This is a genomic window from Pseudomonas machongensis, from assembly GCF_034961125.1.
Lineage (GTDB): Bacteria > Pseudomonadota > Gammaproteobacteria > Pseudomonadales > Pseudomonadaceae > Aquipseudomonas > Aquipseudomonas machongensis.
In genome coordinates, this window is sequence record NZ_JAYFUI010000080.1 from 1 (window position 1) to 26143 (window position 26143).

Below are 26143 nucleotides of genomic sequence, written 5' to 3' on the forward strand. Positions count from 1 at the left end.
AAGCGATCCTCATCAACATCCTCCTGGCCATGCCGGTCAGCCTGGGCCTGGCGCTGTGCAGCTATGCCTTGCAGATCGACGCCCGCGGCCAGAACGCCAACCTCGGCGCTGCGCTGTGGCAATTGGCCCAGGCCTGGCTGGTGTTCTACACCGCCTACCGCGTGCTGGCCCCCGGCGGCGTGGCCGAGGTGCACTTCCGCTGGCACAAGCCGCAGGTGGAGTTCCTGCGCGGTTGGGTACGCAGGCTCGGCACGGTGGTGCTGGCCCTGGTGGGTGTGGTCGCGGTGGCCGAGCACCAGCCTTCGGCGCTGGCCGACGACGTGCTGGGCATCGGCGTGGTGCTGGCGTGCTATGCGCTGATGGCCTGGCTGCTCAGCCGCCTGCTGCTGAGCAGCCCGGCGCACCGCGACACGTCGCTGTTCCGCAAGGCGGTCGGGGTAGCGTTCACCGCGCTGCCGATCGCGCTGTTCGTCGCGGTGTGCTTCGGCTACTACTACACCGCACTGAAACTCACCGACCGCCTGATCTATACCCTCTACCTACTGCTGTTCTGGCTGGTGATCGAGGCGGCGTTCGTCCGTGGCCTGTCGGTGGCGGCGCGACGCCTGGCCTACCAGCGCGCGTTGAGCAAGCGCGCGGCTGCCAAGGAAGGGCTGGACGGCGAAGTCATCATCGAGGAACCGACCCTGGACATCGAGCAGGTCAACCAGCAGTCCCTGCGCCTGATCCGCCTGGCCCTGCTCGGTGGCTTCATCGGTGGCTTGTACTGGGTATGGTCGGATCTGATCACCGTGTTCTCCTACCTCAACAACGTCACCCTGTACGAATACGCCAGCGGCACCGGCGCGGCGGCCAGCATGGTGCCGATCAGCCTCGGCGACCTGCTCGGTGCGCTGGTCATCGCCGGCATCACCATCGCCCTGGCCAGCAACCTGCCGGGCCTGTTGGAAGTGCTGGTGCTGTCGCGCCTGAGCCTGGCCCAGGGCAGCGCCTACGCGATCACCACGCTGCTGTCCTACGTGATCGTCGGGGTGGGCATCGTCAGCACCCTGGCCACCCTCGGGGTGAGCTGGGACAAGCTGCAGTGGCTGGTCGCCGCCCTGTCTCTGGGCCTGGGCTTCGGCATGCAGGAGATCTTCGCCAACTTCATCTCCGGCATCATGATCCTGTTCGAGCGCCCGGTGCGGATCGGCGACACCATCACCATCGGCAATCTGTCCGGCACGGTGAGCAAGATCCGCATTCGCGCCACGACCATCACCGACTTCGACCGCAAGGACATCATCGTCCCCAACAAGACGTTCATCACTGGCCAGTTGATCAACTGGTCGCTGACCGACACGGTCACCCGGGTGACGCTCAAGCTGGGCATCGACTACGGCTCCGACCTGGACCTGGTGCGCGAGCTGCTGCTCAAGGGTGCCCACGAAAACCCACGTGTGCTCAAGGACCCTGAGCCGATCGTGTATTTCCTGCAGTTCGGCGAAAGCTCGCTGGATCACGAGCTGCGCATGCACGTGCGTGACCTGGGCGACCGCAACCCGACGCTGGACGAGATCAACCGCTACATCAACCGTGAGTTCAAGGCCCACGACATCAAGATCTCGGTGCGCCAGGTGGAGGTGTTCCTGATGGACACCAAGGGCGGCAAGCAGCAGATGATCCCGCTGGAGAGCAAACCCGACAGCACGCCACCGAGCTGAGTGGACGCTGATGGGTGCAAGCGCCCAGAATGCCTGCGAGGGCTTTGCCCTCGATCGCAGGAAAAGCCCGCTCCCACAGGAAACCGAGTTCTGTAGGTGCGGGCTTTGCCCCGCGCAGGGCCGCAAGGCGGCCCCCTGTCACCGATAGCCAGGAGCCGGCCACGTGAAAGCCCTCGACCAACTCACCTTCGATAACCGCTTCGCCCAACTCGGCGACACCTACTCCACCCAGGTGCTGCCCGAGCCGATTGCCGAGCCGCGCCTGGTGGTCGCCAGCGAATCGGCCATGGCCCTGCTCGACCTCGACCCAGCCCAGGCCGATGAGCCCGTGTTCGCCGAGCTGTTCAGCGGCCACAAGCTCTGGGAAGAAGCCGACCCACGGGCGATGGTCTATTCCGGCCATCAGTTCGGTTCGTACAACCCGCGCCTGGGTGACGGCCGCGGCCTGTTGCTGGGCGAGGTATTGAACGACGCGGGCGAGCACTGGGACCTGCACCTCAAGGGCGCCGGCCAGACCCCGTACTCGCGCATGGGCGACGGCCGCGCGGTGCTGCGTTCGTCGATCCGTGAGTTCCTCGCCTCGGAAGCGCTGCACGCCCTGGGCATTCCCAGCAGCCGGGCGCTATGCGTGGTCGGCTCGAGCACCCCGGTGTGGCGCGAGACCCGCGAAAGCGCGGCCATGCTGCTGCGACTGGCGCAGAGCCATGTGCGCTTCGGTCATTTCGAATATTTCTACTACACCCAGCAGCCCGAGCAACAACGCGTGCTGATCGATCACGTGCTCGATCAGCACTACCCCGAATGCCGCGACGCCGAGCAGCCGTACCTGGCGATGTTCCGCAGCATCGTCGAGCGCAACGCCGAGCTGATCGCGCGCTGGCAGGCCTATGGCTTCTGCCACGGGGTGATGAACACCGACAATATGTCGATCCTGGGCATCACCTTCGATTTCGGTCCCTACGCCTTCCTCGACGACTTCGACGCCAACTTCATCTGCAACCACTCCGACGATCGCGGCCGCTACAGCTACGCCAACCAGGTGCCGATCGCCCACTGGAACCTGAGCGCCCTGGCCCAGGCCCTGACCACGGTGATCGACGTGGAGGCGCTGAAGGAGACGCTCGGCCTGTTCCTGCCGCTGTACCAGGCCCATTACCTGGACCTGATGCGCCGTCGGCTCGGCCTGACCACCGCCGAAGACGACGACATGGCCCTGGTCGAACGCCTGGTGCAGCGCATGCAGAGTGGCGGCGTGGACTACACCCTGTTCTTCCGCCGGCTTGGCGAGCAGCCAGTGGAGCAGGCACTGAACGTGGTTCGCGACGACTTCATCGATCTCGCCGGCTTCGACGCCTGGGGTGGCGACTACCTCGCACGCTGCCAGCGCGAGGCGGGTAACGCCGAAGGTCGGCGCGAGCGCATGCATGCGGTCAACCCGCTGTACATCCTGCGCAACTACCTGGCGCAGCGCGCCATCGAAGCGGCCGAAGGTGGGGACTACAGTGAAGTGCGACGGCTGCACCAGGTGCTGTGCAAGCCATTCGAGGAGCAGCCGGGGATGCAAGCCTATGCCGAGCGACCACCAGAGTGGGGCAAGCATCTGGAAATCAGCTGTTCTTCCTGAACTACGACTGACCTGTGGGAGCGGGCTTGCCCGCGAACACCGGCAAAGCCGGTGCCACTCACCGCGCCCCTTGCTTCGCGGCGGTTCGGCGCCCTGGCAAGCCCGCCTACAGGCCATATATGAACGCTATTGCGGAGAAAACATGTCCGACCCACTGGTAATCCCCTGCCCGCACTGCAACGGCCTCAACCGCCTGCCCAGCGAACGCCTGGGCGACAGCCCGAAATGCGGGCGCTGCAAGCAGGCGGTATTGCTCGACAAGCCCTTCGAGCTCAGCGAAAGCACCTACGCCAGCCAGATAAAGGGCGACCTGCCTTTGCTGGTGGACGTCTGGGCCGACTGGTGCGGCCCGTGCAAGAGCTTTGCACCGACCTTCGAACAGGCGGCCCGCCAGCTCAGCGGCCGCTGCCGCCTGGCCAAGCTCGACAGCGAGGCCAACCGAAACCTCGCCGGGCAACTGGGCATCCGTTCGATCCCTAGCCTGATCCTGTTCAGGAACGGCCGCGAAGTCAGCCGCCAGGCAGGGGCGTTTCCACTCCAGTCGTTACTGGAATGGGTGCGCAGCCAAGGGATCTAAGCGTTTTCTTCGAGCAGCGAGTGCAACTCGACGAACTGCTGCGTCAGCTTGTGCCGCGGCTCCAGATGGATCAGCGGCAGGCTGGCGTGATGGGATTCGCGCATCTTCACCGAGCTGCCCAGGTAGACCGGCAGCACCGGCAGGCCCTCGGCGAGCAGCTCGTCGAGCATCTGCTGAGGCAGGCTGGCACGTGACTGGAACTGGTTGACCACGATGCCCTCTACCTGGAGGTCTTCGTTGTGGTCGTCCTTGAGTTCCTCGATCTCGGCCAGCAGGCCGTACAGGGCCTGGCGCGAGAAGCTGTCGCAATCGAAGGGAATCAGCACACGATCTGCGGCGATCAACGCGGAAACCGCATAGAAGTTCAACGCTGGCGGGGTATCGATGTAGATCCGCTCGTAATCCTCGTCCAGCTCATCGAGCAATTTACGTAGCTTGTTGATCTTGTGCTTGGCCTCGAGCTTGGGCTGCAGGTCGGCCAGCTCGGCGGTGGCAGTGACCACGTGCAGGTTGTCAAAGGGCGTTTCATAGATATCGACCTTGTTCTTCTTGCTGAATGGCCCGCTGGACAGGCTCTGCTTGAAGAAATCGGCAATACCCATGGGGATGTCGTCACCCGTCAACCCAGTCAGGTACTGGGTCGAGTTGGCCTGGGCATCCAGGTCGATCAACAGGGTCCGGTAGCCTTCGTTGGCACTGACCGCCGCCAGGTTGCAGGCGATGCTCGACTTGCCCACGCCACCTTTCTGATTGAACACCACGCGCCGCATGACTGACCTCCGTGTATCAGGGAATGCCCGAGTATGTGTCCGGCGCAGCGGTTTAGCCAGCACCTTCGGGCTTTTCCAGGCCCGCCAGCAGGTCGACGAACGCCCGGGCCATCGCTGAGCCCGCGCCCTCGCGGCGCACCAGCCAGACCGCACTGGTCGCCTGCTCGTCGAGCAGGGTGCGGTACACCACGCCGTCGATGCGGATGCGCTGGAACGACGCGGGCAACACCGAAACCCCAAGGCCCGCCGAGACCAACCCGATGATGGTCAGCGCCTCACCGGCTTCCTGGGCGAAGTGCGGGCTGAAGCCCGCCTGGCGTGCCAGGTCCATCAGTTGCGCATACAGACCGCTGCCGTAGCTGCGTGGGAAGAATACGAACGGCTCGTGGGCCAAGTCCCGCATATACAGGCCCTGCTCGCCGCCCAGCGCCAGCGGGTGAGAGGCATTGAGCACCACGACCAACGGCTCGCGAAACAACTCGGTGACCGCCAACCCTTCCGGCACCGGCAGCGGCCGCATCAGGCCAACCTCAATGGATTCGTCGAACACCGCATCGACCACCTCACGGCTGCTCATCTCCTTGAGATGCAGGTGCACCGCCGGGAAGCGCTGGCGGAAGGCGTGGATCGCCTGAGGAATCCTCGAGGTGAAGGGTGCCGACGAGGTGAAACCGATCTTCATCTCGCCCAGCTCGCCCAACTGTGCGCGACGTGCCACATCGGCCGCCTTGTCGACTTGCGCCAGCACCTGGCGCGCCTCCTCGAGGAACAGTCGTCCGGCCTCGCTCAGCTCGACCCGACGATTGGTGCGCTCGAACAGACGCGCCCCCAGTTCCTGTTCCAGCGCCTGGATCTGCTGGCTCAAGGGCGGCTGGGAGATGCCCAGTTGCTGGGCTGCACGGCCGAAGTGCAGTTCTTCGGCGACGGCGATGAAGTAACGCAGGTGGCGCAGTTCCATGATCGGCTCCGAACAAGTCGCTAAAGCTATCAAATAGGTCGAACAATATATTGGATCTAATCATTAGCCAGCTATATGCTTTTTTCATTGCGCCAGAGGTATCACCCGTGAAAACTGCTGTAGCCCCCCTTCCCGCCGAACCCGAAGTGCCTCCCCTGAACGACTTGTGGATCGAAAAAGGCACCCCAGCCTTCATGAAAACCGTACTTGCGCTGTTCAGCGGCGGTTTCGCCACGTTCGCCCTGCTCTACTGCGTGCAACCGATGATGCCGCTGCTGTCGCAAGAGTTTTCGATCAACGCTGCGCAGAGCAGCCTGGTGCTGTCAGTATCCACCGCCATGCTGGCGTTCGGGCTGCTGGTGACCGGGCCCATTTCCGATCGGATCGGGCGCAAACGGGTGATGGTCTCGGCCCTGGTGTGCGCTGCGCTGGCGACACTGGCCAGCGCAGTGATGCCAACCTGGGAAGGCGTGCTTGCCACCCGCGCACTGGTCGGCCTGTCGCTGAGCGGCCTGGCGGCGGTGGCCATGACCTACCTCAGCGAAGAAATCCACCCACAGCACATCGGCCTGGCGATGGGCCTGTACATCGGTGGCAATGCGATCGGCGGGATGAGCGGGCGGCTGATCACCGGGGTGCTGATCGACTTCGTCAGTTGGCACACCGCGATGCTGGTGATCGGCGGCCTGGCGCTGCTGGCCGCGGTAGTGTTCTGGAAGGTGCTGCCGGAATCGCGCAACTTCCGCGCGCAGTCGCTGAAGCCGCGCAATCTGCTCGATGGCTTCCTCATGCACTTCAAGGATGCCGGCCTGCCCTGGCTGTTCCTCGAAGCTTTCCTGCTGATGGGCGCCTTCGTCACCTTGTTCAACTACATCGGCTATCGCCTGCTGGCCGAGCCCTACCACATGAACCAGGCGCTGGTCGGCTTGCTGTCGGTGGTGTACCTGTCAGGCATCTACAGTTCGGCACAGGTCGGCGCGCTGGCCGACCGGCTGGGGCGTCGCAGGGTATTCTGGGCGAGCATCCTGGTGATGGCCGCTGGCATGCTGATGACCCTGTTCACCCCATTGCCAGTGGTGATCGTCGGGATGCTGGTGTTCACCTTCGGCTTCTTCGGTGCCCATTCTGTGGCCAGCAGCTGGATTGGTCGACGCGCGCTCAAGGCCAAGGGGCAGGCCTCTTCACTGTACCTGTTCTGCTACTACGCGGGATCGAGTGTCGCCGGGACGGCGGGCGGGGTGTTCTGGCATTACGCCGGTTGGAACGGCATCGGCCTGTTCATCGGCGGCCTGCTGGCGGTGGCGTTGCTGGTGGCGCTGCACCTGAGCAAGCTGGCACCTAAATCGGTGTGAGGCATTCGCGGCGGTTCGGGGCGCAGAACCGCCGCGAAACGGTGTTCGTCAGTTGACGATCTCGACGATATCCACATCCACTTCACGGCTCATCAGGTGTTTCTCCACCTCGCCGGTCAGCTTGACCTTGGTCTTGTCGTTGAACGGGGTTACCGGCAGGTCTTCGTTGTCGATCTCGACGGTGATGGTGCCGGTGTTGTCCTTGAACTCGTACTTGTCGTCGTTGTTGATCTTCTTGGTCACATAGCCTTGCAGCACTACCGGGGTGTCATCGGCGGCCTCCTTGGCGGCAGCGACGGTGGTCACCGGCTGGGCGCCCGGGCCTGTGTAGCCGGCAGCGAGAGCGGCGGTGCTGAACAGTGGGGCGAGGATCAGGGGCAGGTAACGGGCTTTCATGATGCAGGTCCTGTATGGGTTTCGATGGATACAGGCTAACAACGGCTGCTGAAGCCAAGCTTAATGGCAATCATCCATCAACGATGACCACCCCCAGCTGCGCCTGCAGCTGGTCATCGATCGCCTGCAACCTTATCCCGGTCAACTGCGCGCCATCCTGCTCCAATGCATGGAGCCAGAGCGTCAAGATATGCGGTCTACCCTGCAGCGTCATCGTCACCTGCGAGCCATTGCTATGCATGTCAACGATCTGCAGCCCATCGATCCGCGCCCTCTCATTCAGGCGTGCGGTCGTCAAGGCCTGCGCGGGCGTTGGCAGCGCTGCGGAAGTCGCCGAAAGGCGTCGCAACTGTTGAGCCAGCGCACGCTCCCGGTTCAATTGCACCTGCACCTGATCCAATCGTTGTTGAGCCGGCAAACAGAGCACCTGCCAGACCGTGATCGCGGCAAGGCCCCAGGCGACGGCCTTGAGCACCCAGCGACGCGGGGCCGGAATACCTCGCCACTCTCTGCCGATCCAATCAAGCAGGCCAACCATCATTGGGCTCCTGGCCATGTCAATGTGGCGCTTACCTGCTGTGCAGCCTGCTGCGCACGCTCGACCTGTAGCCCTGGCAGACGCTGACGAAATCGTTCCAGATCATCGAAGCCCTGGGCAAGAATCTCGATCCGCCATCCCTGACCAGCCACAACCTCTGCGCGCTCGATCCGCAAGTCGCCGCTTTCGACCAAGGATTCACTCAACACGGCCAGACGCTGCATCGCTGTGGGCGGAGCAGGGTGCTGCATCAATTCGTTTATCTGACGCGCAAGGTCATCACGCGGTACATGTCCCGGCGCCCAACGCTGGAATGCTCGCACATTATGCTGTTTCAACTGCGCGACCTGTCCTTACAGCCACTCTACGTGCCAGTACTCTGCAATGCAGGCCAGCAATGCTGCCAGCAGGCATCCGCCCAGTAGCGCTTGCCAAGGCACTGACTTGGCGCGTCCGGGTGCGAAAGCACCCTGGAGCAGGTTGATGGCGTCAAAGCGCCCCTGCCAAAGCAACGCAAAGGCGTCGGTAACCAGCTCGACCTCGTCCCATCGTGACGCCTGCCCTGGTTCTGCCAGCCATTTGATTTCAGGCAACGATGTACTCAGCACTCTGGCTGCCGCGCAGTTGACCGCAAGACGCTGCTGCTCCCCGCCGCCAAACAGCCAACGCCCCTCCAGCCACAACGCCGTGGGGCCGGTCGAGGCGAGCATGTCTGCATCGACCAGCACTGCCTGCGGTTCGACTCCCTGAACGCGCAGACACGACAGCAGTTGCTCGAAGCACGCTCGGTCGATCACCAGACAAGGGCGCGATGACGCCTGGTTCGCCATGCCGAACGCGAGGTGAAGCGTCTCCAAGGCGGTGGCGAATTGATCCTCTACCGCAAAGGCAAGGGTATCGTAGGCAGGCTTGCGTCCCGGCAACGAGCCAGTTTGACAGTAGGAGAAAAGCTCCATCGGCAGCACCAGCGTCACCTTCTGTCCAGCCAATGCCTCCAGGTCACTCAGACGAGACTCCCGCGTGACGCCATCAGGCTGAAGAACGCGAACAGGCCAGTTCTTCGGAACCCCACCCACGCCCTCGGGCAGCAGGTAGGCAGCGTACTCATTCATTCGGCACCTGCTGGTCGTACCGTGGAAAACATACGTCGTGATACGCGCAGTCGATGACCATCCAGGTCCACCTCCACTTCGCTGTGCAGGTACGAGCGGCTCGTCTCGAGATCGGCCTGAAGGGTCATGCCGAACCATCGACTGCCAACCGCCAGACCGCGCCCCGTGGCGACCTGACCATCGAGCAACGGATCGCCAAGAAAGGCCTGCACGCTGGCATATCCATCCTTGGGGCGCTGCTCGACCAGGCGCTGAGCGATCGCCGGCGTCACGCCCTCCAGTGTGCCGAGGACGAATCGATCTGCAGTGTTGATGTTCAGCCCAGCCTGCGCAGGCAGCACCGCCACCCACGGCCTGAGGCGCTCCAATATTTCGGCACTCACATCCGGCAACTGCGCCAACTGGCTGACATCTACCAGTGGAACACCCTGCAACATGGCAAGATCCGGAGTAACCAGGCCAAGCGCCCGGCAAAGACGCTCCCAGCGCGCAAGCAACACGGGGTCGGCCTCGCGGCTGCGGACAAGCGCAGCGAGATTGATGCGCGCAGCCAAATCCTCGACTCGCCCTCGCAGGCGCACATCGTCCAGAGTGAACTCATAGGGTTTTGACCACGACTGCCCCGCATGAACGACACGCATGTCGAGCCTCAAGCGCTCGCGCAAAAGCGCCAGTGCCTGGCGCTCTGCGGCCATCAGCACCTGTAGCCCGCGCGAAGCCTCAGTCTGGCCGGATACACTGGCAATCAACTGTCGGTGGTCACGCAACATCGCGGCGATCAGCATCACCATCAGTGCCATGACCAACAACACGGTGATCAGCGCGAGGCCCTCTTGTCGTTTCACGCTCACAGGCTCATACCCGCCAGCGGGAGAACGCGGCGAAGCCGCTCTGCTCGTCCAATGGAAAAGGTAATTTCAAGAGCGATGGGCGGTTCGCTCGCAGTACGATCACCGGGCCAGTCGGCTTGCCAGCCCAGGCCAGGCACGAAGACTCGCCAACGCAGACTCGTGACGCCTGCGAGCAAGTATTGCGCTCGCCCTGCGCCACTGACGAGACTGTCGCGTTGGCGCCATAGCACACCGTCTTCCAGCCAATATTGGATCACACGCAAGTCACTGCGCGGCTGCAGGTGGATGTCATACCCGCTACTCGACAGCCAACTAAGCCGTTGCTCCCGTAGCCTCAAGGCGAAGTGCTCTTTCTCCAATGCAGCCGGAAATACCCCTTGCAGGGCGTCCCGTTGCAGCATACCCATCGCCCTTGCCAAGCTACGAATTTCATCGGCCTGCGCCTGGCGCGCCGAGTCGGTACGCAGCAACGCATCGAACAAACGGGCAGCACCAGCAGCCAACACAGCGAAGATCGCCACAGCCAGCAGTAGCTCCAGGAGCGTGAAACCACGCTGTCTGCGCCCGACGCGAGACTCATTGCGTTTCATTCGAAATCTCCAGCCAGCGCTTGGCCTGATACACCGCCGGACCATTCGGGACGCGCGTGACCAGTACCTCGACCTCGAGCATTGCGTGCCTGCGTCTACGCCGCTCCTCCAGGTGCCAACGCCCCTGGGCAAAGTCGATCGTCAGTACGCGTTGTCCAGGGCCTGGCGTGGGCAGGAGAGTCATTTCGGTCAAGTGGTTGTCCGCAATCCAACTGCCATACATGCGCTCACGCAGTTGGTGGGACTGTTGCAAGACCTGCTGCATTGCCATGCTTGCAGCACCTGCCAGTACCGCAAAGATCGCCAGAGCAATCATGACCTCCAGCAGGGTGAAGCCCCGCTCAGCAGCCGAATTGCACATTGATTCCGTCACTTGTCACACATGCCAGAAGCTCCCCGGCGTGGCTGAAATACAGGATGAATGGCGTGTGTTCTTCGTCACCGACCAGCACCAGTTGCACAAGGCCGTCCGAGACGACCGGCGACCAGTCGGTGTGCTTCAGGCGCAGGTCCAGCTCACTGGGCTGCAGATCACCACCTGCACCCCACCCCAGGTGCGTCAGCCTCATCATGCGGTAGCCATCCTGGTTGATCTGAATGCCAAGGGTCTGTCCCGAGATCAATGCGTGCGCACGGGCGTGCTCGAAGAACCGCAGGAACAACTGCGCCTCCTGTACGGCCAACCGTTGCGGGTTGTGCATGGATACAAACCCTGCCATGCCGATCACCACCCCGAGCACCGCCATTACCAGCAGCAACTCCAGCAGGGTAAATCCGCGGCTACGTCTCACTGGGGCCAGTTACCGATGTCGGCGTCCATACCTTCGCCTCCCGGCAGGTTATCTGCACCAAAGGAGTAGAGGTCGAAGCCCTGATTCGAGCGAGTACCAGGGCTCTGGTACTGGTATTCGCCTCCCCAAGGATCGACCGGCATGCTCTTGAGATAGCCCTGTTCGTTCCACATCCTTGGCGCAGGCGCCTGGGTGGGACGCGTTACCAAGGCTTGCAGGCCCTGCTCGGTGGAGGGATAGCGACCGTTGTCGAGCCGGTAGATCTCCAGCGCGGTTGAAATTGACTGCAGGTCGGTACGCACTGCCGTAGCTTTCGCATGGTCTGGCCGGCTCATGACGTTGGGCAGCACCAGCCCGCCAAGCACGCCCAGGATGATGATCACCACCATGATTTCGATAAGGGTGAAACCGCCGTTACGGCGACGACTGTTGCGTGGGGACATGATCAGGTAACCAGTTGATTGAGGTTGAGTATCGGCAGCAGGATCGCCAGCACGATGAACAGCACGATGGCGCCCATGAGCAGGAGCATCGCGGGTTCGCAAAGGCTGACCAGCAACGAGATGCGCGAGCTCAGCTGCTTCTCTTGCAGGTCTGCGGCGCGCTCAAGCATCGTGTTGACCTCACCGGCCCGCTCGCCACTGGCGATCATGTGCAGGGTCAGTGGAGGAAGCGCTGCGCAGCGCGTCAGGCTGCTGGCCAAGCTAGAACCCTCGGCCAGCTCTTCGGCGGCGCGGATCAGACGTTCGCGCAATGCCAGGTTGCTGGTAACCACGGCACCGATGCGCATGGCTTCGACCAGAGGAACGCCGCTGCGCCCGAGTGTGGCCAACGTGGCGACAAAACGCGCTGCGTTGCTGGCACGAATGAACTCACCCCACAACGGTATACGCAGAGCCAGTGCATCCCAGCGCCGTCGCCTGGCGGGCTTGCGCAGCGCCCAGCGAACGGCCACCACGCAGCACAGCACGGTCATGATGATCAAAAGCCCAAAATGCCCAGTGAACTCGCTGAGAGCGATCAACAACAAGGTCGCGTAGGGCAACTGCGCCTGATCGCGGGCGAAGGCCTGGACGACATCTGGCACCACATATCCCAGCAGGAACCCCACCACCAGCAACGACACCAGGAACAGGATCAGCGGATAGACCATCGCCAGTTGAACCTTCTGGCGCAGCGATTGCTCACGCTCGCCATGGTCGGCCAGACGCTCGAATACGCTCGACAGATGACCCGAGCGCTCGGCTGCCGCCACCGTTGCCCGGTACACCGCAGGAAAAGCCTGCGGATAATGGCCAAGGGCATCGGCCAACGTACGCCCTTGGGCGATCTGCTCGTTGACGGCACCCATCAGCTTGCTGGCCTGGCGATCTTCACTTTGCGAAGCGACCGCCAGCAACGCATCGCTCAACGGCATGCTGGCACGCAACAAGGTAGCCAACTGCCGCGTGATGATCGCCAGCTGTGTCGCTCCAAGCCGGACAGGCCGCAAGCGACTGTTCCATTGCAGTCGAACCGCGCGGACCGCAATGATGAGCAGCCCCTGCTCGCGCAACAACTGTCGAGCTTGCCTGGCGTCTCCGGCCTCGAGGGTGCCCCGCCTGCGCGCACCTTGGGGGTCTTGAACGAGATACCTGAACCTCATCATCTATCCCTGCCCCGCCACCCGCAGCAACTCCTCGACGCTGGTCTGGCCTTCGCACACACGTTGCACGCCGTGGTCAAACAAGCTTGGCGTGGATTGACGTACCCAATCGAGCATCTGCGCCTGCGAGGAGCGCCGATGAATCGCTTCGGCAAGTTCCGCAGTCACCAGCACCAGTTCATGCAACGCCAGCCGCCCACTGTAGCCATGCTGACAATGCTCGCAACCTTGCGCACGATAGATCCGCGCAGGCAGGTTTGCAGGGGAGCCGAGCGACTGCGCGGTGACGGCGTCGACCTCCATGGGCGTCTTGCAGCTGGGACACAACTGGCGGACCAGACGCTGGGCCATCACCCCCGACAGCGACGACGCGAGCAGGCAAGGATCCACTCCCATGTCGGTCAAGCGTGTGATCGCCCCCAATGCGCTGTTGGTATGCAACGTCGACAACACCAGGTGACCGGTCAGGGATGCTTGTACGGCAATTTCTGCGGTTTCGCGATCACGGATCTCGCCGACCATCACTACGTCCGGGTCTTGTCGAAGAATCGCCCGCAGCCCCCTGGCGAAGGTCATGTCGACCTTGCTGTTGATCTGGGTCTGGCCAATACCGGGCAAGTGATACTCGATCGGATCCTCAACAGTCAGGATGTTGCGCGTCACCTCGTTCAAGACCGACAACGCGGTGTACAGCGTGGTGGTCTTGCCCGATCCGGTGGGGCCGGTAACCAGAAAAATGCCATGAGGTCTTTGCAGTAATCGCACAAACCCCGAGCGAGTTTGCGGCTGCATCTGCATGCACTCGACATCAAGACGTACCGCCTGCTTGTCCAGCAGGCGCAGCACGACCCGCTCTTCATGGGCCGCGGGCAGGGTCGAAACCCGCACATCCACCTCGTGCCCGGCCAGGCGAAGGCTGATGCGACCGTCTTGGGGAATGCGCTTCTGCGCGATGTCCAGCCGTGCCATCACCTTGATCCGGGATACCAGAAGGGCCGACAGCGCTCGTGGCGGCGACAGCACTTCACGCATGACACCATCGATGCGCATGCGTACACGCAGATGCTGCTCGAAAGTTTCCAGATGAATATCCGATGCACGCGACCTGACGGCCTCGCTGAGCAGTGCATTGAGCAAACGAATGATCGGTGCATCATCCTGCTGGTCGAGCAAGTCGCAGGTTTGCGGTAATTCCTCGGCCAGCCGCGCAAGGTCCAACTGCTGATCGATGTCCTGAACCACAGTCTGGGCAGCATCTTGTGTCCGACCATAGTAACTGGCGAGACGCTCGGCGAAGCGTTCGGCGTCCAGGCACTGCAAATCCCAACCAGCACCCACCAAGCGATACGCCTCCGAAAGCGACGACAGCGAGGTGTCCTTGCGCATGAGCATGACGGGCGGTTCGGCATGCTGGTCGAAGAGCACGCCGTAGCGTCTGGCGAAGGCAAACGGCAGAGACCCATTCATGGACGGTCACTTCTGATGGAGGGGGAATCGAACAGGTTTTGCACATCGTCCGGGAAGGAAGAGGCCGCAGGAGAGCGCACATCTCGATAGGCACGCTCGCCAGCTTCGGTCAGTTGCTGCCGGGTACGCAGGATGGTCGGACGCAGGAACACCATCAGGTTGGTTTTCTCATCGATGTCTCGCTGCCAGCGAAACAATCCGCCGATCAGAGGCAGACTTCCCAACAGCGGCACGCTGCGCTGCTCGGCACGCACACTGTCCTTGATCAATCCGCCGATCACGATGATTTCGCCATCGGCAGCGAGAATGGTGCTCTTGAGGGTGCGCTTGTTGGTAATCAGATCGTTCTCGACCACGCTGGGCGCAAGCTCCGAGCTTTCCTGCTCGACCTCCAGACGCAAGCTGCTGCCCTCATTGATATAGGGACGAATCTTCAGGCTGATGCCGATGTCCTTGCGCTCGACGGTGGTGAAGGGGTTTTCCGTGCCGCTGCCTGGGGTTGCATAGCTGCCGGATCTGAACGGCACGTTCTGTCCGACAAGGATCTGGGCCTCTTGGTTATCCAGTGTCACCAGGCTGGGCGTGGACAGCAGGTTGCTGCTGGAGTTGCTCGCCAACGCACTGACCAATGCAGCAAAACGATCAGATCCGATCGCCAGTGCGGCCCCTGCTGGTAGAGACTCACCGCCAAGCAGCGTCGACAATGAAGACCCACTGTCAGGAAAGGTGATTCCGCCCCTCAGGCTGCCTCGATCGATACCCCACTGCAGCCCGAGGGCCTCGGAGATGCTGCCACTGACTTCGACGATGGCCGCATGTATCAACACCTGGGCACGCGGCTGATCGAGCTGTTGGATGATCTGCTCCAGACTGATCAACACTTCCGGCTCACCTAGCAATACCAGAGCGTTCTGGCTGATATCCGCCTTGACCGAGGTTTTTCCCGACAAGTTGTCGAAACCCTTGCGCTCCCCTGATGCTTTGCCGTTCAGGCCATCGCCAACTTCAGCCAGTACTTCGGCCAATTGCTCGGCATTGCTGTGCTGAAGCCTGATCACTCGCCAATTCTGTGAAGCCTGCGGCGTCGGCACATCCAGCGAACGTGCCAACTGCGCCAGACGTCGCCTGGACTGAATGGGGCCCAGCACCAGCACTGTATTGCTGCGAGTGTCGGCAAGTACCCGCACGCCAGTCTCCGTCCCACCCGCCGCCGCCTCGATCACCGCCAGCAATTCACTGGCCTGGGCATGACGCAGCACGACAACTTCATGGTCGTGTCGCTGACCACTGTCGAGTTGCGCAATCAATGTCGCAAGGCGTTCCAGATTCGTCCCCGAGTCGGTAACGATCAAGGCATTGGCCGAACTCGAAGGGCCGATGTAGCCATTGCTGGAAACCAATGGACGCAGAAGGCCTGCCAGATCGGCGGCAAGACTGCTCTGGAGGCTGAATACTCGGGTAGTGAAGGCTGTCGGCGCAGCGTCTAGTTGCTGATCTGCCCACGCCTTGGCCTCGCTCGCCGGCAGTACCAGTAAACGCCCATCATCGTTCACTGCAGCAAAGCCATGAGCATTGAGTACCGAGTAGAACAATCTGCGGATACCTTCACTGTCCAGCCGCTCATTGGATAGCACCGTAATCCGCCCCTGTACCCGAGGATCGAGAATGATCGGTTGATCGAGGATTGCCCCTACCTCCCGTACCACATCGCGAACATCCGCATCACTCATCGCCATTTGCCAGGTGGCCGGAGGCTGCGCGTGGGCAAACACGCCAGACAGGCACAAAAGCGCGCTCAGCGACGCTAACCGCAACATGAGCCGTATGTTCATCGGGAAGTCCGCAGGAAAAGACGATGGGAATCCGGTTTTGTTGGCGCATGGGAGGTTTCTCTCACCAGGTGCAGCAAGGAGCCCTTGGTCCCCTCAAGGGGCAGAACCTCCTCAACGCCATCAATCCATAGTGCAACTGCATGCGATTCGATGCGCCGGACGACAGCACCGCCCGCCAGACGGTCGCCAATGCGATACGCCGCAACCTTGCCATCCAGGGCAACCAGCGCGCGCGACCCTCCGGCACTGGAGGCGAAAGTGGCCTTGAGAATGATGTCCGAGCGCACGGAAGCTCTCGCATCCGCGGCCCGAAAACCGAACGCCAGCGCAAGCGTGGTAACCGCAAGGGAGCGGTCAACTTCGACGTCCGGCAATGTGGCGACCGCCGGTTCCTCGGTGCGCCAGTGACTGCGTAACCGGTCTTCTCGCCACACCAGGAACGACGCTAGCAGCACAGGCAACACCAGCCACGCCGCATGACGACGGTAATGTTCAGGTATCAAGGCAACCCCCGCTGGAGGATGACGAGCACCGATTGCCACGACAGCAGTTGCCAGCATTGTTTGTCGTAAGCCATGCCCATTCCCGCTTATGAAAAGGGGCACCCTGTTCGGATACCCTCTGTTCATCAATGCCTGTCCCAGGCGCTCTGCCAGTGAGAACCAATGCCGGGCTCATATTGGGTGGTGCTTTCGGTCCATTGGCGGCAATACCCCGAGTAGGGGAAAGGCTTGCATTCATAGACATCGCGAGTGCCCCTGGCATAGACCCGGGTACCCGCGGTGTAGCCTGCAATGCCTTCCGGGAAAGTGGGATAGGCTTCTTCGCCTTGGGCCTCAAGGGTCAGGTCGCGCTCCTGTTGCAGGAGGATCTCGTCATCTTCATTCTTACCAACGACCTTGAGCACATGCCGACCCTCCACGCTGATAGCGTCGACGGTGAACGGCTTCGTGGTCGAATCCACCGGCTGACGCTGGTAGCCGACTTGCTTGTTGCTCGCATCGAACAGTGTTGCGGTGACTTCCATCGAACGATTGGTCATCACCGAGAAGTCGATGGTGGCTTTACCGTCTATCAAACTGTATTGCGGCTTCACCCCGTGCAAGTGCATATAGGCGTCCGGCGGGCTGCCTTCGAAGCCTAACTCGTATCCCGTAACGCCGCTTTCCTGCTTCGCAAAGATGATATTGGAACCGCGCACCGGCGCGACGTTGCCCTCGGCGTCCTTTTGTCCTGCGCTGACCAACACCTGTGTGGCGTTGATCTGTTTGGCCAGTTTGTAGGCCCAGTTCGGCGCCCCACCCTCCTCGGCGGTTTCGATAACGATGCTGGCGCTGAACTGCTCGGACTCATGACCGCCGACAAACGCTCTGGCCTTGACCTTGTCGCCTTTCTTAAGATTGCGATGCGGATTGATGCTGCCGACCTGGCGCCATTCCGGTGCAGGCCCGCCGTCAACCTGGATATCGACATCGACAGCCTTGTAGAACGCATTGCTGGTGTCACCGACAGTCCATACGCCAAGGATGATGTGATGTCCCAAGCGATCGGCAGGAATTGCGCAGGTGTGCTTGGGATGCGAGGGATCATCGGCTTTCTTGCCGCCACCATCGACGGAACAGAACGGCGTGCTCTCGAACGATGCGCGCTCCAAGGCAGCGTTGGGATTCCAGTCTCTCCTGGTGATGAAATATTCCCATCTCTTGGTTACATGCGCTGCTGTGTAGAGCCACTTGAATTCGATTTCATGCTTGTCGAGCGGGACACGATGCCAACGGTTGGCACTCTGCTCGTCAAGGACAGGAAATATGTGACCACCAATCAATTTGCCATCAGCTGGACCATCACTTGGGAATCCCTGGGCGAACTCTCCGGCACTGGGTGGCCAGTCCACCGAGTCACAGCCAGTGTTCTGCTTCTGCTTGCACAGGATGTCGCGCGAAGGCGGGTCTTGCAGGTAACCATGGGCATTTGCCAACTGCGGCAACAGGGTCGTACTGACAAGCGCAGCGCATACGCTGCTCGCCAGAAATCCTTTTCGTGGAGCTACTCGTTTCATACAAAATCCTCGTGGCAAAGCCCAAGTCCGCTCGGTCATCTGCATGGACGACCGATACGGCTTGAGCCGAAAGAGCACGAAGATTAAGAAAACGCTGGAGCGCGGACTGTAAGGCTAGTCCGAGAGGAAGCGCCGTCAATGCACACTGGCCTGTGAGATCCGAAGCCCATTGCAGACCCGGATCGCTCACAGGTCGCCTTAGCCGTGATAGCCCGCCGAGAACTCGTGCACGGCGTTGATGAACACACCGGCATGTTCCGGGTCCACCTCCGGCGTGATGCCATGGCCCAGGTTGAACACATGGCCGCTGCCCTTGCCGTAGCTGGCCAGGATCCGCTGCACTTCGTTGCGGATCGCCTCTGGCTTGGCGTACAGCACGGTCGGGTCCATGTTGCCCTGCAGCGCAACCTTGTCACCGACGCGACGACGGGCGTCGCCGATCTCGCAGGTCCAGTCCAGGCCCAGTGCGTCGGCACCGGCCTCAGCGATGCTTTCCAGCCACAGGCCGCCATTCTTGGTGAACAGGATGACCGGCACCTTGCGCCCTTCATGCTCGCGAATCAGACCGCTGACGATCTTGCGCATGTAGGCCAGGGAGAATTCCTGATAGGCCGCTGCCGACAGTGCACCGCCCCAGGTATCGAAGATCTGCACCGCCTGGGCGCCGGCCGTGATCTGGCCATTGAGGTAGCTGGTGACCGACTGTGCCAGCTTGTCGAGCAGCAGGTGCATGGCCTCGGGCTGGTCGTACAGCATCGCTTTGGTCTTGCGGAAGTCTTTCGACGAGCCGCCCTCGACCATGTAGGTCGCCAAGGTCCAGGGGCTGCCGGAGAAGCCGATCAGTGGCACGCGCCCGTTGAGCTCACGACGGATGGTGCTGACCGCATCCATCACATAGCCCAGGTCCTTGTGCGGATCGGGAATCGGCAGCGCCTCGATATCGGCCAGGGTGCTGACGACCTTCTTGAAACGTGGGCCTTCGCCCGTCTCGAAGTACAGGCCCTGCCCCATGGCATCGGGGATGGTGAGGATGTCGGAGAAGAGGATTGCGGCGTCGAGCGGGTAGCGGTCCAGCGGCTGGAGCGTCACCTCACAGGCGAACTGCGGGTTCATGCACAGGCTCATGAAGTCGCCGGCATTGGCGCGGCTGGCGCGGTACTCCGGCAGGTAGCGGCCGGCCTGGCGCATCATCCAGACCGGGGTCACGTCTACGGGTTGCTTGAGCAGTGCACGCAGGAAACGATCGTTCTTCAGGGCAGTCATGTCGGCATCCAGCAAAAAAGTGCGGGCATTTTCTCAGACGCCAGCGCAAAAGGCACGGCCAGGGCCATGCGTTTTGTCTATCGGGTGCCGTGGATCAAGGATTTTTGTATACAAAATGCATCGCGGGGCAAGTCGGAATGGCGGTTCGACGCTCCGACCTGCCCCGCGAATAGCCAGGATCAGACTTCGAGGTAGTCCAGGATCCCTTCAGCAGCGGTACGCCCTTCGAAGATCGCCGTCACCACCAGGTCAGACCCGCGCACCATGTCGCCACCGGCGAAGACTTTCGGGTTGCTGGTCTGGTGCTTGAACTTGCCCTTCTCAGGAGCCACCACGCGGCCCTGGCTGTCCATCTGGATACCATGCTGTTCGAACCATGGCGCCGGGCTCGGGCGGAAGCCGAAGGCGATCACCACGGCATCGGCCGGCAGGATCTCTTCGGAGCCCGGGATCGGCTCGGGGCTACGGCGGCCACGGGCGTCTGGCTCACCGAGACGGGTCTCGACCACCTTGACGCCTTCCACCTTGTCCTCGCCGACAATGGCGATGGGCTGGCGGTTGTAGAGGAACTTCACGCCCTCTTCCTTGGCGTTCTTCACCTCTTTGCGCGAGCCAGGCATGTTGGCTTCGTCGCGACGATAGGCGCAGGTCACGGCCTTGGCGCCCTGGCGGATCGAGGTGCGGTTGCAGTCCATCGCGGTGTCGCCACCGCCCAGCACCACGACCTTCTTGCCCTGCATGTCGATGAAGTCTTCCGGCGACTTCTCGAAGCCCAGGTTGCGATTGACGTTGGCGATCAGGAAGTCCAAAGCGTCGTGCACACCCGGCAGGTCTTCACCCGGGAAACCGCCTTTCATGTAGGTGTAGGTGCCCATGCCCATGAACACTGCATCGTACTCGGCGAGCAGTTGTTCCATGGTGATGTCCTTGCCCACCTCGGTGTTCAGGCGGAACCCGATGCCCATGCCGGTGAAGACTTCGCGGCGATTGCTCAGCACGGTCTTTTCCAGCTTGAACTCGGGGATGCCGAAGGTCAGCAGGCCACCGATCTCGGGATTCTTGTCGAACACGACCGGCGTTACTCCGGCACGCACCAGCACGTCGGCGCAGCCCAGGCCCGCAGGGCCGGCACCGATGATCGCAACGCGCTTGCCGGTTGGCTTGACCTTGGACATGTCCGGGCGCCAGCCCATGGCGAAGGCGGTGTCAGTGATGTACTTCTCCACCGAGCCGATGGTCACTGCGCCGAACCCATCGTTCAGGGTACAGGCACCCTCGCACAGGCGGTCCTGCGGGCATACGCGGCCGCACACTTCCGGCAGGGTGTTGGTCTGGTGCGACAGCTCCGCTGCCGCCAGGATGTTGCCTTCGGACACCAGCTTCAGCCAGTTGGGGATGAAGTTGTGTACCGGGCACTTCCACTCGCAATAGGGGTTGCCGCAGCCCAGGCAGCGGTGTGCCTGCTCCACGGACTGCTGCGGCTTGAAGGGTTCGTAGATCTCGACGAACTCCTTCTTGCGCTGGCGCAGCAGCTTTTTCTTCGGGTCCTTGCGGCCCACTTCGATGAACTGGAAGTCGTTGCTCAGACGTTCAGCCATTTTTCAAAACCTCTCAACAGCAGCTGCAAGCTACACGCTGCAAGCCGCAAGACGATCACTTAAGCCGGACGAACCGTACGCTGCCTCTACGTGCAGCGTGCAGCTCGCCACTTGCAGCTGCTCTTACTGCGGGTTGGCACGGGTGCTGGACAACAGTTGCTTCAGATTGGCCGCCTTCGGCTTCACCAGCCAGAAGCGCCGCACATAGTCGTCCAGGTTCTCGGAGAGCTCACGCCCCCACTCGCTGCCGGTTTCTTCCACGTACTCGCCCAGGACGCGCGCCAGGTGGCTGCGATAGGCCTCCATCGCCTCACCACTAATACGCTGGATTTCCACCAGCTCGTGGTTGAGTTTGTCGAAGAAGGTATTGTCCATGTCGAGCACATAGGCGAAGCCGCCCGTCATGCCAGAACCGAAGTTGTAACCGGTCTTGCCCAGAACGCAGACAAAGCCGCCGGTCATGTATTCACAGCAGTGATCACCGGTGCCCTCGACCACAGCGTGGGCGCCGGAGTTACGCACAGCGAAACGCTCGCCCGCGGTACCGGCGGCGAACAGCTTGCCGCCAGTGGCTCCGTACAGGCAGGTGTTGCCGACGATGGCGCTGTGCTGGGTTTCGAACGGACTACCGGCTGGCGGCACGATGGTGATCTTGCCACCGGTCATGCCCTTGCCGACGTAGTCGTTGGCGTCACCTTCCAGGTGCAGGTTCAGGCCACCGGCGTTCCATACGCCGAAGCTCTGCCCCGCCGTACCCTTGAAGCGGAAGGTGATCGGGTTGGCCGCCATGCCCTGGTTGCCATGCAGGCGGGCGATCTCGCCAGAGATACGCGCACCGATGGAACGGTCGCAGTTGCAGATGTCGAGGGCGAACTCGCCACCGGCCTGGTCGCGGATCGCCGGCAAGGCCATCTCGACCATTTTCTCGGCCATCTCGCCCTTGTCGAACGGCGGATTCTTGTCGACTTCGCAGAATTGCGGCTTGTCGGCCGGAATGTGCGAGCTGCCCAGCAGCGGCGTGAGGTCCAGGTGGTGCTGGCGCTCGGTGTCGCCCGGCAGTACTTCGAGCAGGTCGGTACGACCGATCAGCTCGCCGAGGCTGCGCACGCCCAGCTTGGCCAGCCATTCGCGGGTCTCTTCAGCGACGAAGGTGAAGAAGTTGATCACCATGTCGACAGTGCCGATGTAGTGGTCCTTGCGCAGCTTGTCGTTCTGGGTGGCGACGCCCGTGGCGCAGTTGTTCAGGTGGCAGATACGCAGGTACTTGCAGCCCAGGGCGATCATCGGCGCGGTACCGAAGCCGAAGCTCTCGGCGCCGAGGATCGCGGCCTTGATCACGTCCAGGCCGGTTTTCAGGCCACCGTCGGTCTGCACCCGCACCTTGCCGCGCAGGTCGTTGCCACGCAGGGTCTGGTGGGTTTCGGCCAGGCCCAGTTCCCACGGGGCGCCAGCGTACTTGATCGAGGTCAGCGGCGAGGCGCCGGTGCCACCGTCGTAGCCGGAGATGGTGATCAGGTCGGCATAGGCCTTGGCCACACCGGCAGCGATCGTGCCGACACCGGCTTCGGCCACCAGCTTGACCGACACCAGCGCCTGCGGGTTGACCTGCTTGAGGTCGTAGATCAGCTGCGCCAGGTCTTCGATCGAATAGATGTCGTGGTGCGGTGGCGGCGAGATCAGGGTCACGCCCGGCACCGCGTAGCGCAGCTTGGCGATCAGGCCGTTGACCTTGCCGCCTGGCAACTGGCCGCCCTCGCCGGGCTTGGCGCCTTGGGCCACCTTGATCTGCAGCACTTCGGCGTTGACCAGGTATTCCGGGGTCACACCAAAGCGGCCGGTGGCCACCTGCTTGATCTTCGAGCTCTTGAGGGTGCCATAGCGGGCCGGGTCTTCGCCGCCCTCACCGGAGTTGGAGCGCGCGCCCAGGCGGTTCATCGCCTCGGCCAACGCTTCGTGGGCCTCCGGCGACAGCGCGCCCAGGGAGATACCAGCGGAGTCGAAGCGCTTGAGGATCGCCTCCAGCGGCTCGACCTGATCCAGTGCCAGGGCCTGATCGGCCACCTTGACCTTGAGCAGGTCGCGGATCATCGACACCGGACGCTGATCGACCAGCGTCGTGTATTCCTTGAACTTGGCGTAGTCGCCCTGCTGCACTGCAGCCTGCAGGGTGTTGACCACGTCCGGGTTGTAAGCGTGGTATTCACCGCCGTGGACAAACTTGAGCAGGCCGCCCTGCTGGATCGGCTTGCGCGCGCTCCAGGCTTCGGCCGCAAGCAGCTTCTGGTCGCTCTCCAGGTCTTCGAAACGCGCACCCTTGATACGGCTGGACACGCCCTTGAAGCTCAGACCGACCACTTCGTCCGACAGGCCGATGGCCTCGAACAACTGCGCGCCACGGTAGGACGTGATGGTCGAAATACCCATCTTCGACAGGATCTTCAGCAGGCCCTTGGAGATGCCCTTGCGGTAGTACTTGAACACTTCATCCAGATCGCCCAGCACTTCGCCGGTGCGGATCAGGTCGGCCAGCACTTCGTACGCCAGGTACGGATAGACCGCCGAGGCGCCGAAGCCCAGCAGCACGGCGAAGTGGTGCGGGTCGCGGGCGGTGGCGGTTTCTACCAGGATGTTGCTGTCGCAGCGCAGGCCCTGCTCGGTCAGGCGGTGATGCACTGCACCAACGGCCAGCGAAGCATGTACCGGCAGTTTGCCCGGGGCGATGAAGCGGTCGCTCAGCACCAACTGGGTCTTGCCGCTGCGCACCGCTTCTTCGGCCTGGTCGGCGATGTTGCGAATGGCCGCTTCAAGGCCGACATCCTGCTCGTAGTTGAGGTCGATCAGGTGACGGTCGAAGCCTTCGCGCTCCAGGGCCATCAGCGAGCGCCACTTGGCAGGCGAGATCACCGGCGAGCTGAGGATCACTCGGGAGGCGTGCTCAGGGGATTCCTGGAAGATATTGCGCTCGGCGCCCAGGCAGATTTCCAGGGACATCACGATGGCTTCGCGCAGCGGGTCGATCGGTGGGTTGGTCACCTGGGCGAACTGCTGGCGGAAGAAGTCGTACGGCGAGCGCACACGCTGCGAAAGCACGGCCATCGGCGTGTCGTCGCCCATCGAGCCGACCGCTTCCTGGCCTTGTTCGCCGAGCGGGCGCAGCACCTGGTCACGCTCCTCGAAGGTGACCTGGAACATCTTCATGTACTGCTTGAGCTGGTCGGCATCGTAGCTGGCCACGCCCTGGTCGTCGGTCAGCGTCGCCTGGATACGGGTGGCATGCTGACGCAGCCAGCGCTTGTAGGGGTGGCGCGACTTGAGACGGTTGTCGATGGCGTCGGTGTCGAGGATCTGACCGGTCTCGGTGTCCACGGCAAAGATCTGGCCCGGGCCAACACGGCCCTTGGCGATGACGTCCTCGGGCTTGTAGTTCCATACGCCGATTTCCGAGGCGAGGGTGATGTAGCCGTTCTTGGTGGTCACCCAGCGCGCCGGACGCAGGCCGTTGCGGTCGAGCAGGCACACGGCATGACGGCCTTCGGTCATGACGATACCGGCCGGGCCATCCCACGGCTCCATGTGCATGGAGTTGTACTCGTAGAAGGCGCGCAGGTCGGCGTCCATGGTCTCGACGTTCTGCCAGGCCGGCGGCACGAGCATGCGCACACCCCGGAACAGGTCGATACCGCCAGTGACCATCAACTCGAGCATGTTGTCCATGCTGGAGGAGTCGGAGCCGACACGGTTGACCAGCGGACCGAGCTCTTCCAGATCGGGGATCAGGTCGTTGGCGAACTTGGTGCGACGGGCCATGGCCCAGTTGCGGTTGCCGGTGATGGTGTTGATCTCGCCGTTGTGGGCGAGGAAGCGGAATGGCTGCGCCAGCGGCCATTTCGGCAGGGTGTTGGTGGAGAAGCGCTGGTGGAAGACACAGATGGCGGTCTGCAGGCGCTCATCGCCCAGGTCCGGATAGAAGGCGGTGAGATCCGCCGGCATCATCAGGCCTTTGTAGATGATGGTCTTGTGCGAGAAGCTGCAGATGTAGTGGTCGGCGTCGTGGGCGTTGGCCACGGACGAACGGCGACGGGCACTGAACAGCTTGATGGCGAATTCCTGGTCGGTGAGACCTTCACCACCGATGAACACCTGCTCGATCTGCGGCAGACGCTCGAGGGCCAGGCGACCGAGCACGCTGGTATCGATCGGCACTTTGCGCCAGCCGACCAATTGCAGGCCGGCAGCGAGGATCTCGCGGTCCATGTTGGCGCGCGCAGCCTCGGCTTTTACCGGGTCTTGATTGAAGAACACCATGCCGACGGCGTACTGCTTGGGCAGCTCGGCGGCAAAGTGCTCCTGGGCCATGGCACGCAGGAACTGATCGGGCTTCTGCATCAGCAGGCCGCAACCGTCACCGGTCTTGCCATCTGCGTTGATCCCACCACGGTGGGTCATGCAGGTCAGGGCCTCGACGGCAGTTTGCAGAAGGTGGTGACTCGGCTCGCCCGTCATGTGGGCGATCAGGCCAAAACCACAGTTATCCTTGAACTCTTCGGGATGGTACAGACCTGTTTTCATAGACACTTTCTCACCAGGTTCGCCTCTCAACCAAGGCAAATCTCTTTTTAGTACAACCACTTACCATCCACGCCGATCGAATGCCAGCTTTTTTGCGGTGGGTATAGGGAAACCATTGTTGCACAGCGACACGGAAGCTCACAAATTTTCACGACGAATCGTTGAAAGTTTATGTCGCATTTTTGAATGTTTTTGCGTCATGCGCCGTGGTAGCGGCTTGAGCCGAGTCTGAAGCGTTTCAGCCGTGACTGCAACAGAAGGCTTGTGGCCGGCAGTCTGGGACAGAAAAGCCTGCCGCGCATCAGCACAGCAGGCTTTGTCGAGTCCGGGATTCGCTCAGCAACTGGGCGGCGGGGGTGGTGCCGCCCGGAAGGATCAGCGGGCCGTGGCCAGCTCTTGTTGAACGCTGCCGACGGTACGAGGCCAAGGTTTACCAGCCTGGACCTTC

The 26143-nt window shown here is 62.2% G+C and carries 23 protein-coding genes; 4 read left to right on the top strand and 19 right to left on the bottom strand.

The features are described from left to right. From VA602_RS08320 to trxC, 3 genes are all read left to right on the top strand, one after another. Positions 1-1703, top strand: a 1703-nt coding sequence (locus VA602_RS08320; protein ID WP_323452975.1) for a mechanosensitive ion channel domain-containing protein, incomplete at its 5' end; no start/stop codon positions are given. Between the two features lie 163 nt (positions 1704-1866). Further along, the gene (gene selO / locus VA602_RS08325; RefSeq protein ID WP_323452976.1) at positions 1867-3327 is read left to right on the top strand and encodes a protein adenylyltransferase SelO; all 1461 of its coding nucleotides are present in this window, start codon (positions 1867-1869) and stop codon (positions 3325-3327) included. Positions 3328-3469: 142 nt separating this feature from the next. Continuing rightward, positions 3470-3904, top strand: a complete 435-nt coding sequence (gene trxC, locus VA602_RS08330; RefSeq protein WP_063541589.1) for a thioredoxin TrxC — start codon at positions 3470-3472, stop codon at positions 3902-3904. Here trxC and VA602_RS08335 read toward each other — a convergent pair. Both VA602_RS08335 and VA602_RS08340 read right to left on the bottom strand, forming a co-directional pair. Beyond that, positions 3901-4674 carry a ParA family protein gene (locus VA602_RS08335; RefSeq protein ID WP_054891199.1) on the bottom strand — a complete coding sequence of 258 codons (774 nt, stop codon included), beginning with the start codon at positions 4672-4674 and terminating at the stop codon, positions 3901-3903. The genes trxC and VA602_RS08335 overlap by 4 nt on opposite strands. Before the next feature lie 52 nt (positions 4675-4726). Next, complete coding sequence (locus VA602_RS08340) at positions 4727-5632, bottom strand: LysR family transcriptional regulator (RefSeq protein ID WP_054891198.1); 906 nt, start codon at positions 5630-5632, stop codon at positions 4727-4729. 107 nt (positions 5633-5739) lie between these two features. Between VA602_RS08340 and VA602_RS08345 the strand changes: the two genes are divergently transcribed. Beyond that, the gene (locus VA602_RS08345) at positions 5740-6984 is read left to right on the top strand and encodes an MFS transporter (RefSeq protein ID WP_456154086.1); all 1245 of its coding nucleotides are present in this window, start codon (positions 5740-5742) and stop codon (positions 6982-6984) included. A 48-nt stretch (positions 6985-7032) separates the two neighbouring features. Here the strand turns inward: VA602_RS08345 and VA602_RS08350 are convergent, their stop codons facing one another. The 17 genes from VA602_RS08350 to gltB form a co-directional block, all read right to left on the bottom strand. After that, a complete protein-coding gene (locus VA602_RS08350) occupies positions 7033-7380 on the bottom strand; it encodes a YgiW/YdeI family stress tolerance OB fold protein (RefSeq protein WP_054891196.1) in 348 nt (115 codons plus the stop codon). Between the two features lie 70 nt (positions 7381-7450). Then, entirely contained in the window at positions 7451-7921 is a 471-nt protein-coding gene (gene gspM, locus VA602_RS08355) for a type II secretion system protein GspM (RefSeq protein WP_323452978.1), read from the bottom strand. Next, positions 7918-8256, bottom strand: a complete 339-nt coding sequence (locus tag VA602_RS08360; RefSeq protein WP_323452979.1) for a hypothetical protein — start codon at positions 8254-8256, stop codon at positions 7918-7920. The genes gspM and VA602_RS08360 overlap by 4 nt, the downstream gene beginning before the upstream one ends. Before the next feature lie 15 nt (positions 8257-8271). Further along, positions 8272-9030, bottom strand: a complete 759-nt coding sequence (gene gspL / locus VA602_RS08365; protein WP_323452980.1) for a type II secretion system protein GspL — start codon at positions 9028-9030, stop codon at positions 8272-8274. Further along, a complete protein-coding gene (locus tag VA602_RS08370; protein ID WP_323452981.1) occupies positions 9027-9875 on the bottom strand; it encodes a type II secretion system minor pseudopilin in 849 nt (282 codons plus the stop codon). The genes gspL and VA602_RS08370 overlap by 4 nt, the downstream gene beginning before the upstream one ends. 2 nt (positions 9876-9877) lie before the next feature. After that, positions 9878-10471 carry a type II secretion system minor pseudopilin GspJ gene (gspJ, locus tag VA602_RS08375; RefSeq protein WP_200602917.1) on the bottom strand — a complete coding sequence of 198 codons (594 nt, stop codon included), beginning with the start codon at positions 10469-10471 and terminating at the stop codon, positions 9878-9880. Then, on the bottom strand, positions 10458-10832 hold the full coding sequence (gspI, locus tag VA602_RS08380; protein ID WP_323452982.1) for a type II secretion system minor pseudopilin GspI: 375 nt from the start codon (positions 10830-10832) through the stop codon (positions 10458-10460). The genes gspJ and gspI overlap by 14 nt, the downstream gene beginning before the upstream one ends. Continuing rightward, the gene (locus VA602_RS08385) at positions 10813-11262 is read right to left on the bottom strand and encodes a prepilin-type N-terminal cleavage/methylation domain-containing protein (protein WP_178117536.1); all 450 of its coding nucleotides are present in this window, start codon (positions 11260-11262) and stop codon (positions 10813-10815) included. Before VA602_RS08385 ends, gspI begins: the two co-directional genes overlap by 20 nt. Beyond that, the gene (gspG, locus tag VA602_RS08390; protein ID WP_197890422.1) at positions 11259-11705 is read right to left on the bottom strand and encodes a type II secretion system major pseudopilin GspG; all 447 of its coding nucleotides are present in this window, start codon (positions 11703-11705) and stop codon (positions 11259-11261) included. Before gspG ends, VA602_RS08385 begins: the two co-directional genes overlap by 4 nt. A 2-nt stretch (positions 11706-11707) precedes the next feature. Further along, on the bottom strand, positions 11708-12910 hold the full coding sequence (gspF, locus tag VA602_RS08395) for a type II secretion system inner membrane protein GspF (RefSeq protein ID WP_323452983.1): 1203 nt from the start codon (positions 12908-12910) through the stop codon (positions 11708-11710). Further along, positions 12911-14374: a type II secretion system ATPase GspE gene (gene gspE, locus VA602_RS08400; protein ID WP_200602921.1), complete on the bottom strand. Its 1464-nt coding sequence runs from the start codon at positions 14372-14374 to the stop codon at positions 12911-12913. It lies immediately after the preceding gene. Beyond that, on the bottom strand, positions 14371-16104 hold the full coding sequence (gene gspD / locus VA602_RS08405; RefSeq protein ID WP_323452984.1) for a type II secretion system secretin GspD: 1734 nt from the start codon (positions 16102-16104) through the stop codon (positions 14371-14373). The genes gspE and gspD overlap by 4 nt, the downstream gene beginning before the upstream one ends. 98 nt (positions 16105-16202) lie before the next feature. Further along, entirely contained in the window at positions 16203-16766 is a 564-nt protein-coding gene (locus VA602_RS08410) for a type II secretion system protein N (protein WP_153773292.1), read from the bottom strand. 68 nt (positions 16767-16834) lie between these two features. Further along, positions 16835-18265 carry an N-acetylglucosamine-binding protein GbpA gene (gene gbpA / locus VA602_RS08415; RefSeq protein ID WP_323452985.1) on the bottom strand — a complete coding sequence of 477 codons (1431 nt, stop codon included), beginning with the start codon at positions 18263-18265 and terminating at the stop codon, positions 16835-16837. Positions 18266-18463: 198 nt separating this feature from the next. After that, the gene (gene hemE, locus VA602_RS08420; RefSeq protein WP_197890432.1) at positions 18464-19528 is read right to left on the bottom strand and encodes a uroporphyrinogen decarboxylase; all 1065 of its coding nucleotides are present in this window, start codon (positions 19526-19528) and stop codon (positions 18464-18466) included. Between the two features lie 179 nt (positions 19529-19707). Then, a complete protein-coding gene (locus VA602_RS08425; protein ID WP_323452986.1) occupies positions 19708-21126 on the bottom strand; it encodes an FAD-dependent oxidoreductase in 1419 nt (472 codons plus the stop codon). A gap of 123 nt (positions 21127-21249) precedes the next feature. Beyond that, the gene (gltB, locus tag VA602_RS08430) at positions 21250-25695 is read right to left on the bottom strand and encodes a glutamate synthase large subunit (protein WP_323452987.1); all 4446 of its coding nucleotides are present in this window, start codon (positions 25693-25695) and stop codon (positions 21250-21252) included. Positions 25696-26143 lie beyond the last annotated feature (448 nt).

Excerpts from the sequence above, each read along its gene's own strand:
- trxC (WP_063541589.1), top strand. The coding sequence starts at position 3,470 with ATGTCCGACCCACTGGTAATCCCCTGCCCGCACTGCAACGGCCTCAAC.
- VA602_RS08335 (WP_054891199.1), bottom strand. The coding sequence starts at position 4,674 with ATGCGGCGCGTGGTGTTCAATCAGAAAGGTGGCGTGGGCAAGTCGAGC.
- VA602_RS08340 (WP_054891198.1), bottom strand. The coding sequence starts at position 5,632 with ATGGAACTGCGCCACCTGCGTTACTTCATCGCCGTCGCCGAAGAACTG.
- VA602_RS08350 (WP_054891196.1), bottom strand. The coding sequence starts at position 7,380 with ATGAAAGCCCGTTACCTGCCCCTGATCCTCGCCCCACTGTTCAGCACC.
- gspM (WP_323452978.1), bottom strand. The coding sequence starts at position 7,921 with ATGATGGTTGGCCTGCTTGATTGGATCGGCAGAGAGTGGCGAGGTATT.
- gspL (WP_323452980.1), bottom strand. The coding sequence starts at position 9,030 with ATGAATGAGTACGCTGCCTACCTGCTGCCCGAGGGCGTGGGTGGGGTT.
- gspJ (WP_200602917.1), bottom strand. The coding sequence starts at position 10,471 with ATGAAACGCAATGAGTCTCGCGTCGGGCGCAGACAGCGTGGTTTCACG.
- gspI (WP_323452982.1), bottom strand. The coding sequence starts at position 10,832 with ATGTGCAATTCGGCTGCTGAGCGGGGCTTCACCCTGCTGGAGGTCATG.
- gspG (WP_197890422.1), bottom strand. The coding sequence starts at position 11,705 with ATGTCCCCACGCAACAGTCGTCGCCGTAACGGCGGTTTCACCCTTATC.
- gspF (WP_323452983.1), bottom strand. The coding sequence starts at position 12,910 with ATGATGAGGTTCAGGTATCTCGTTCAAGACCCCCAAGGTGCGCGCAGG.
- gspE (WP_200602921.1), bottom strand. The coding sequence starts at position 14,374 with ATGAATGGGTCTCTGCCGTTTGCCTTCGCCAGACGCTACGGCGTGCTC.
- gspD (WP_323452984.1), bottom strand. The coding sequence starts at position 16,104 with ATGAGTGATGCGGATGTTCGCGATGTGGTACGGGAGGTAGGGGCAATC.
- VA602_RS08410 (WP_153773292.1), bottom strand. The coding sequence starts at position 16,766 with ATGCTGGCAACTGCTGTCGTGGCAATCGGTGCTCGTCATCCTCCAGCG.
- gbpA (WP_323452985.1), bottom strand. The coding sequence starts at position 18,265 with ATGAAACGAGTAGCTCCACGAAAAGGATTTCTGGCGAGCAGCGTATGC.
- hemE (WP_197890432.1), bottom strand. The coding sequence starts at position 19,528 with ATGACTGCCCTGAAGAACGATCGTTTCCTGCGTGCACTGCTCAAGCAA.
- VA602_RS08425 (WP_323452986.1), bottom strand. The coding sequence starts at position 21,126 with ATGGCTGAACGTCTGAGCAACGACTTCCAGTTCATCGAAGTGGGCCGC.
- gltB (WP_323452987.1), bottom strand. The coding sequence starts at position 25,695 with ATGAAAACAGGTCTGTACCATCCCGAAGAGTTCAAGGATAACTGTGGT.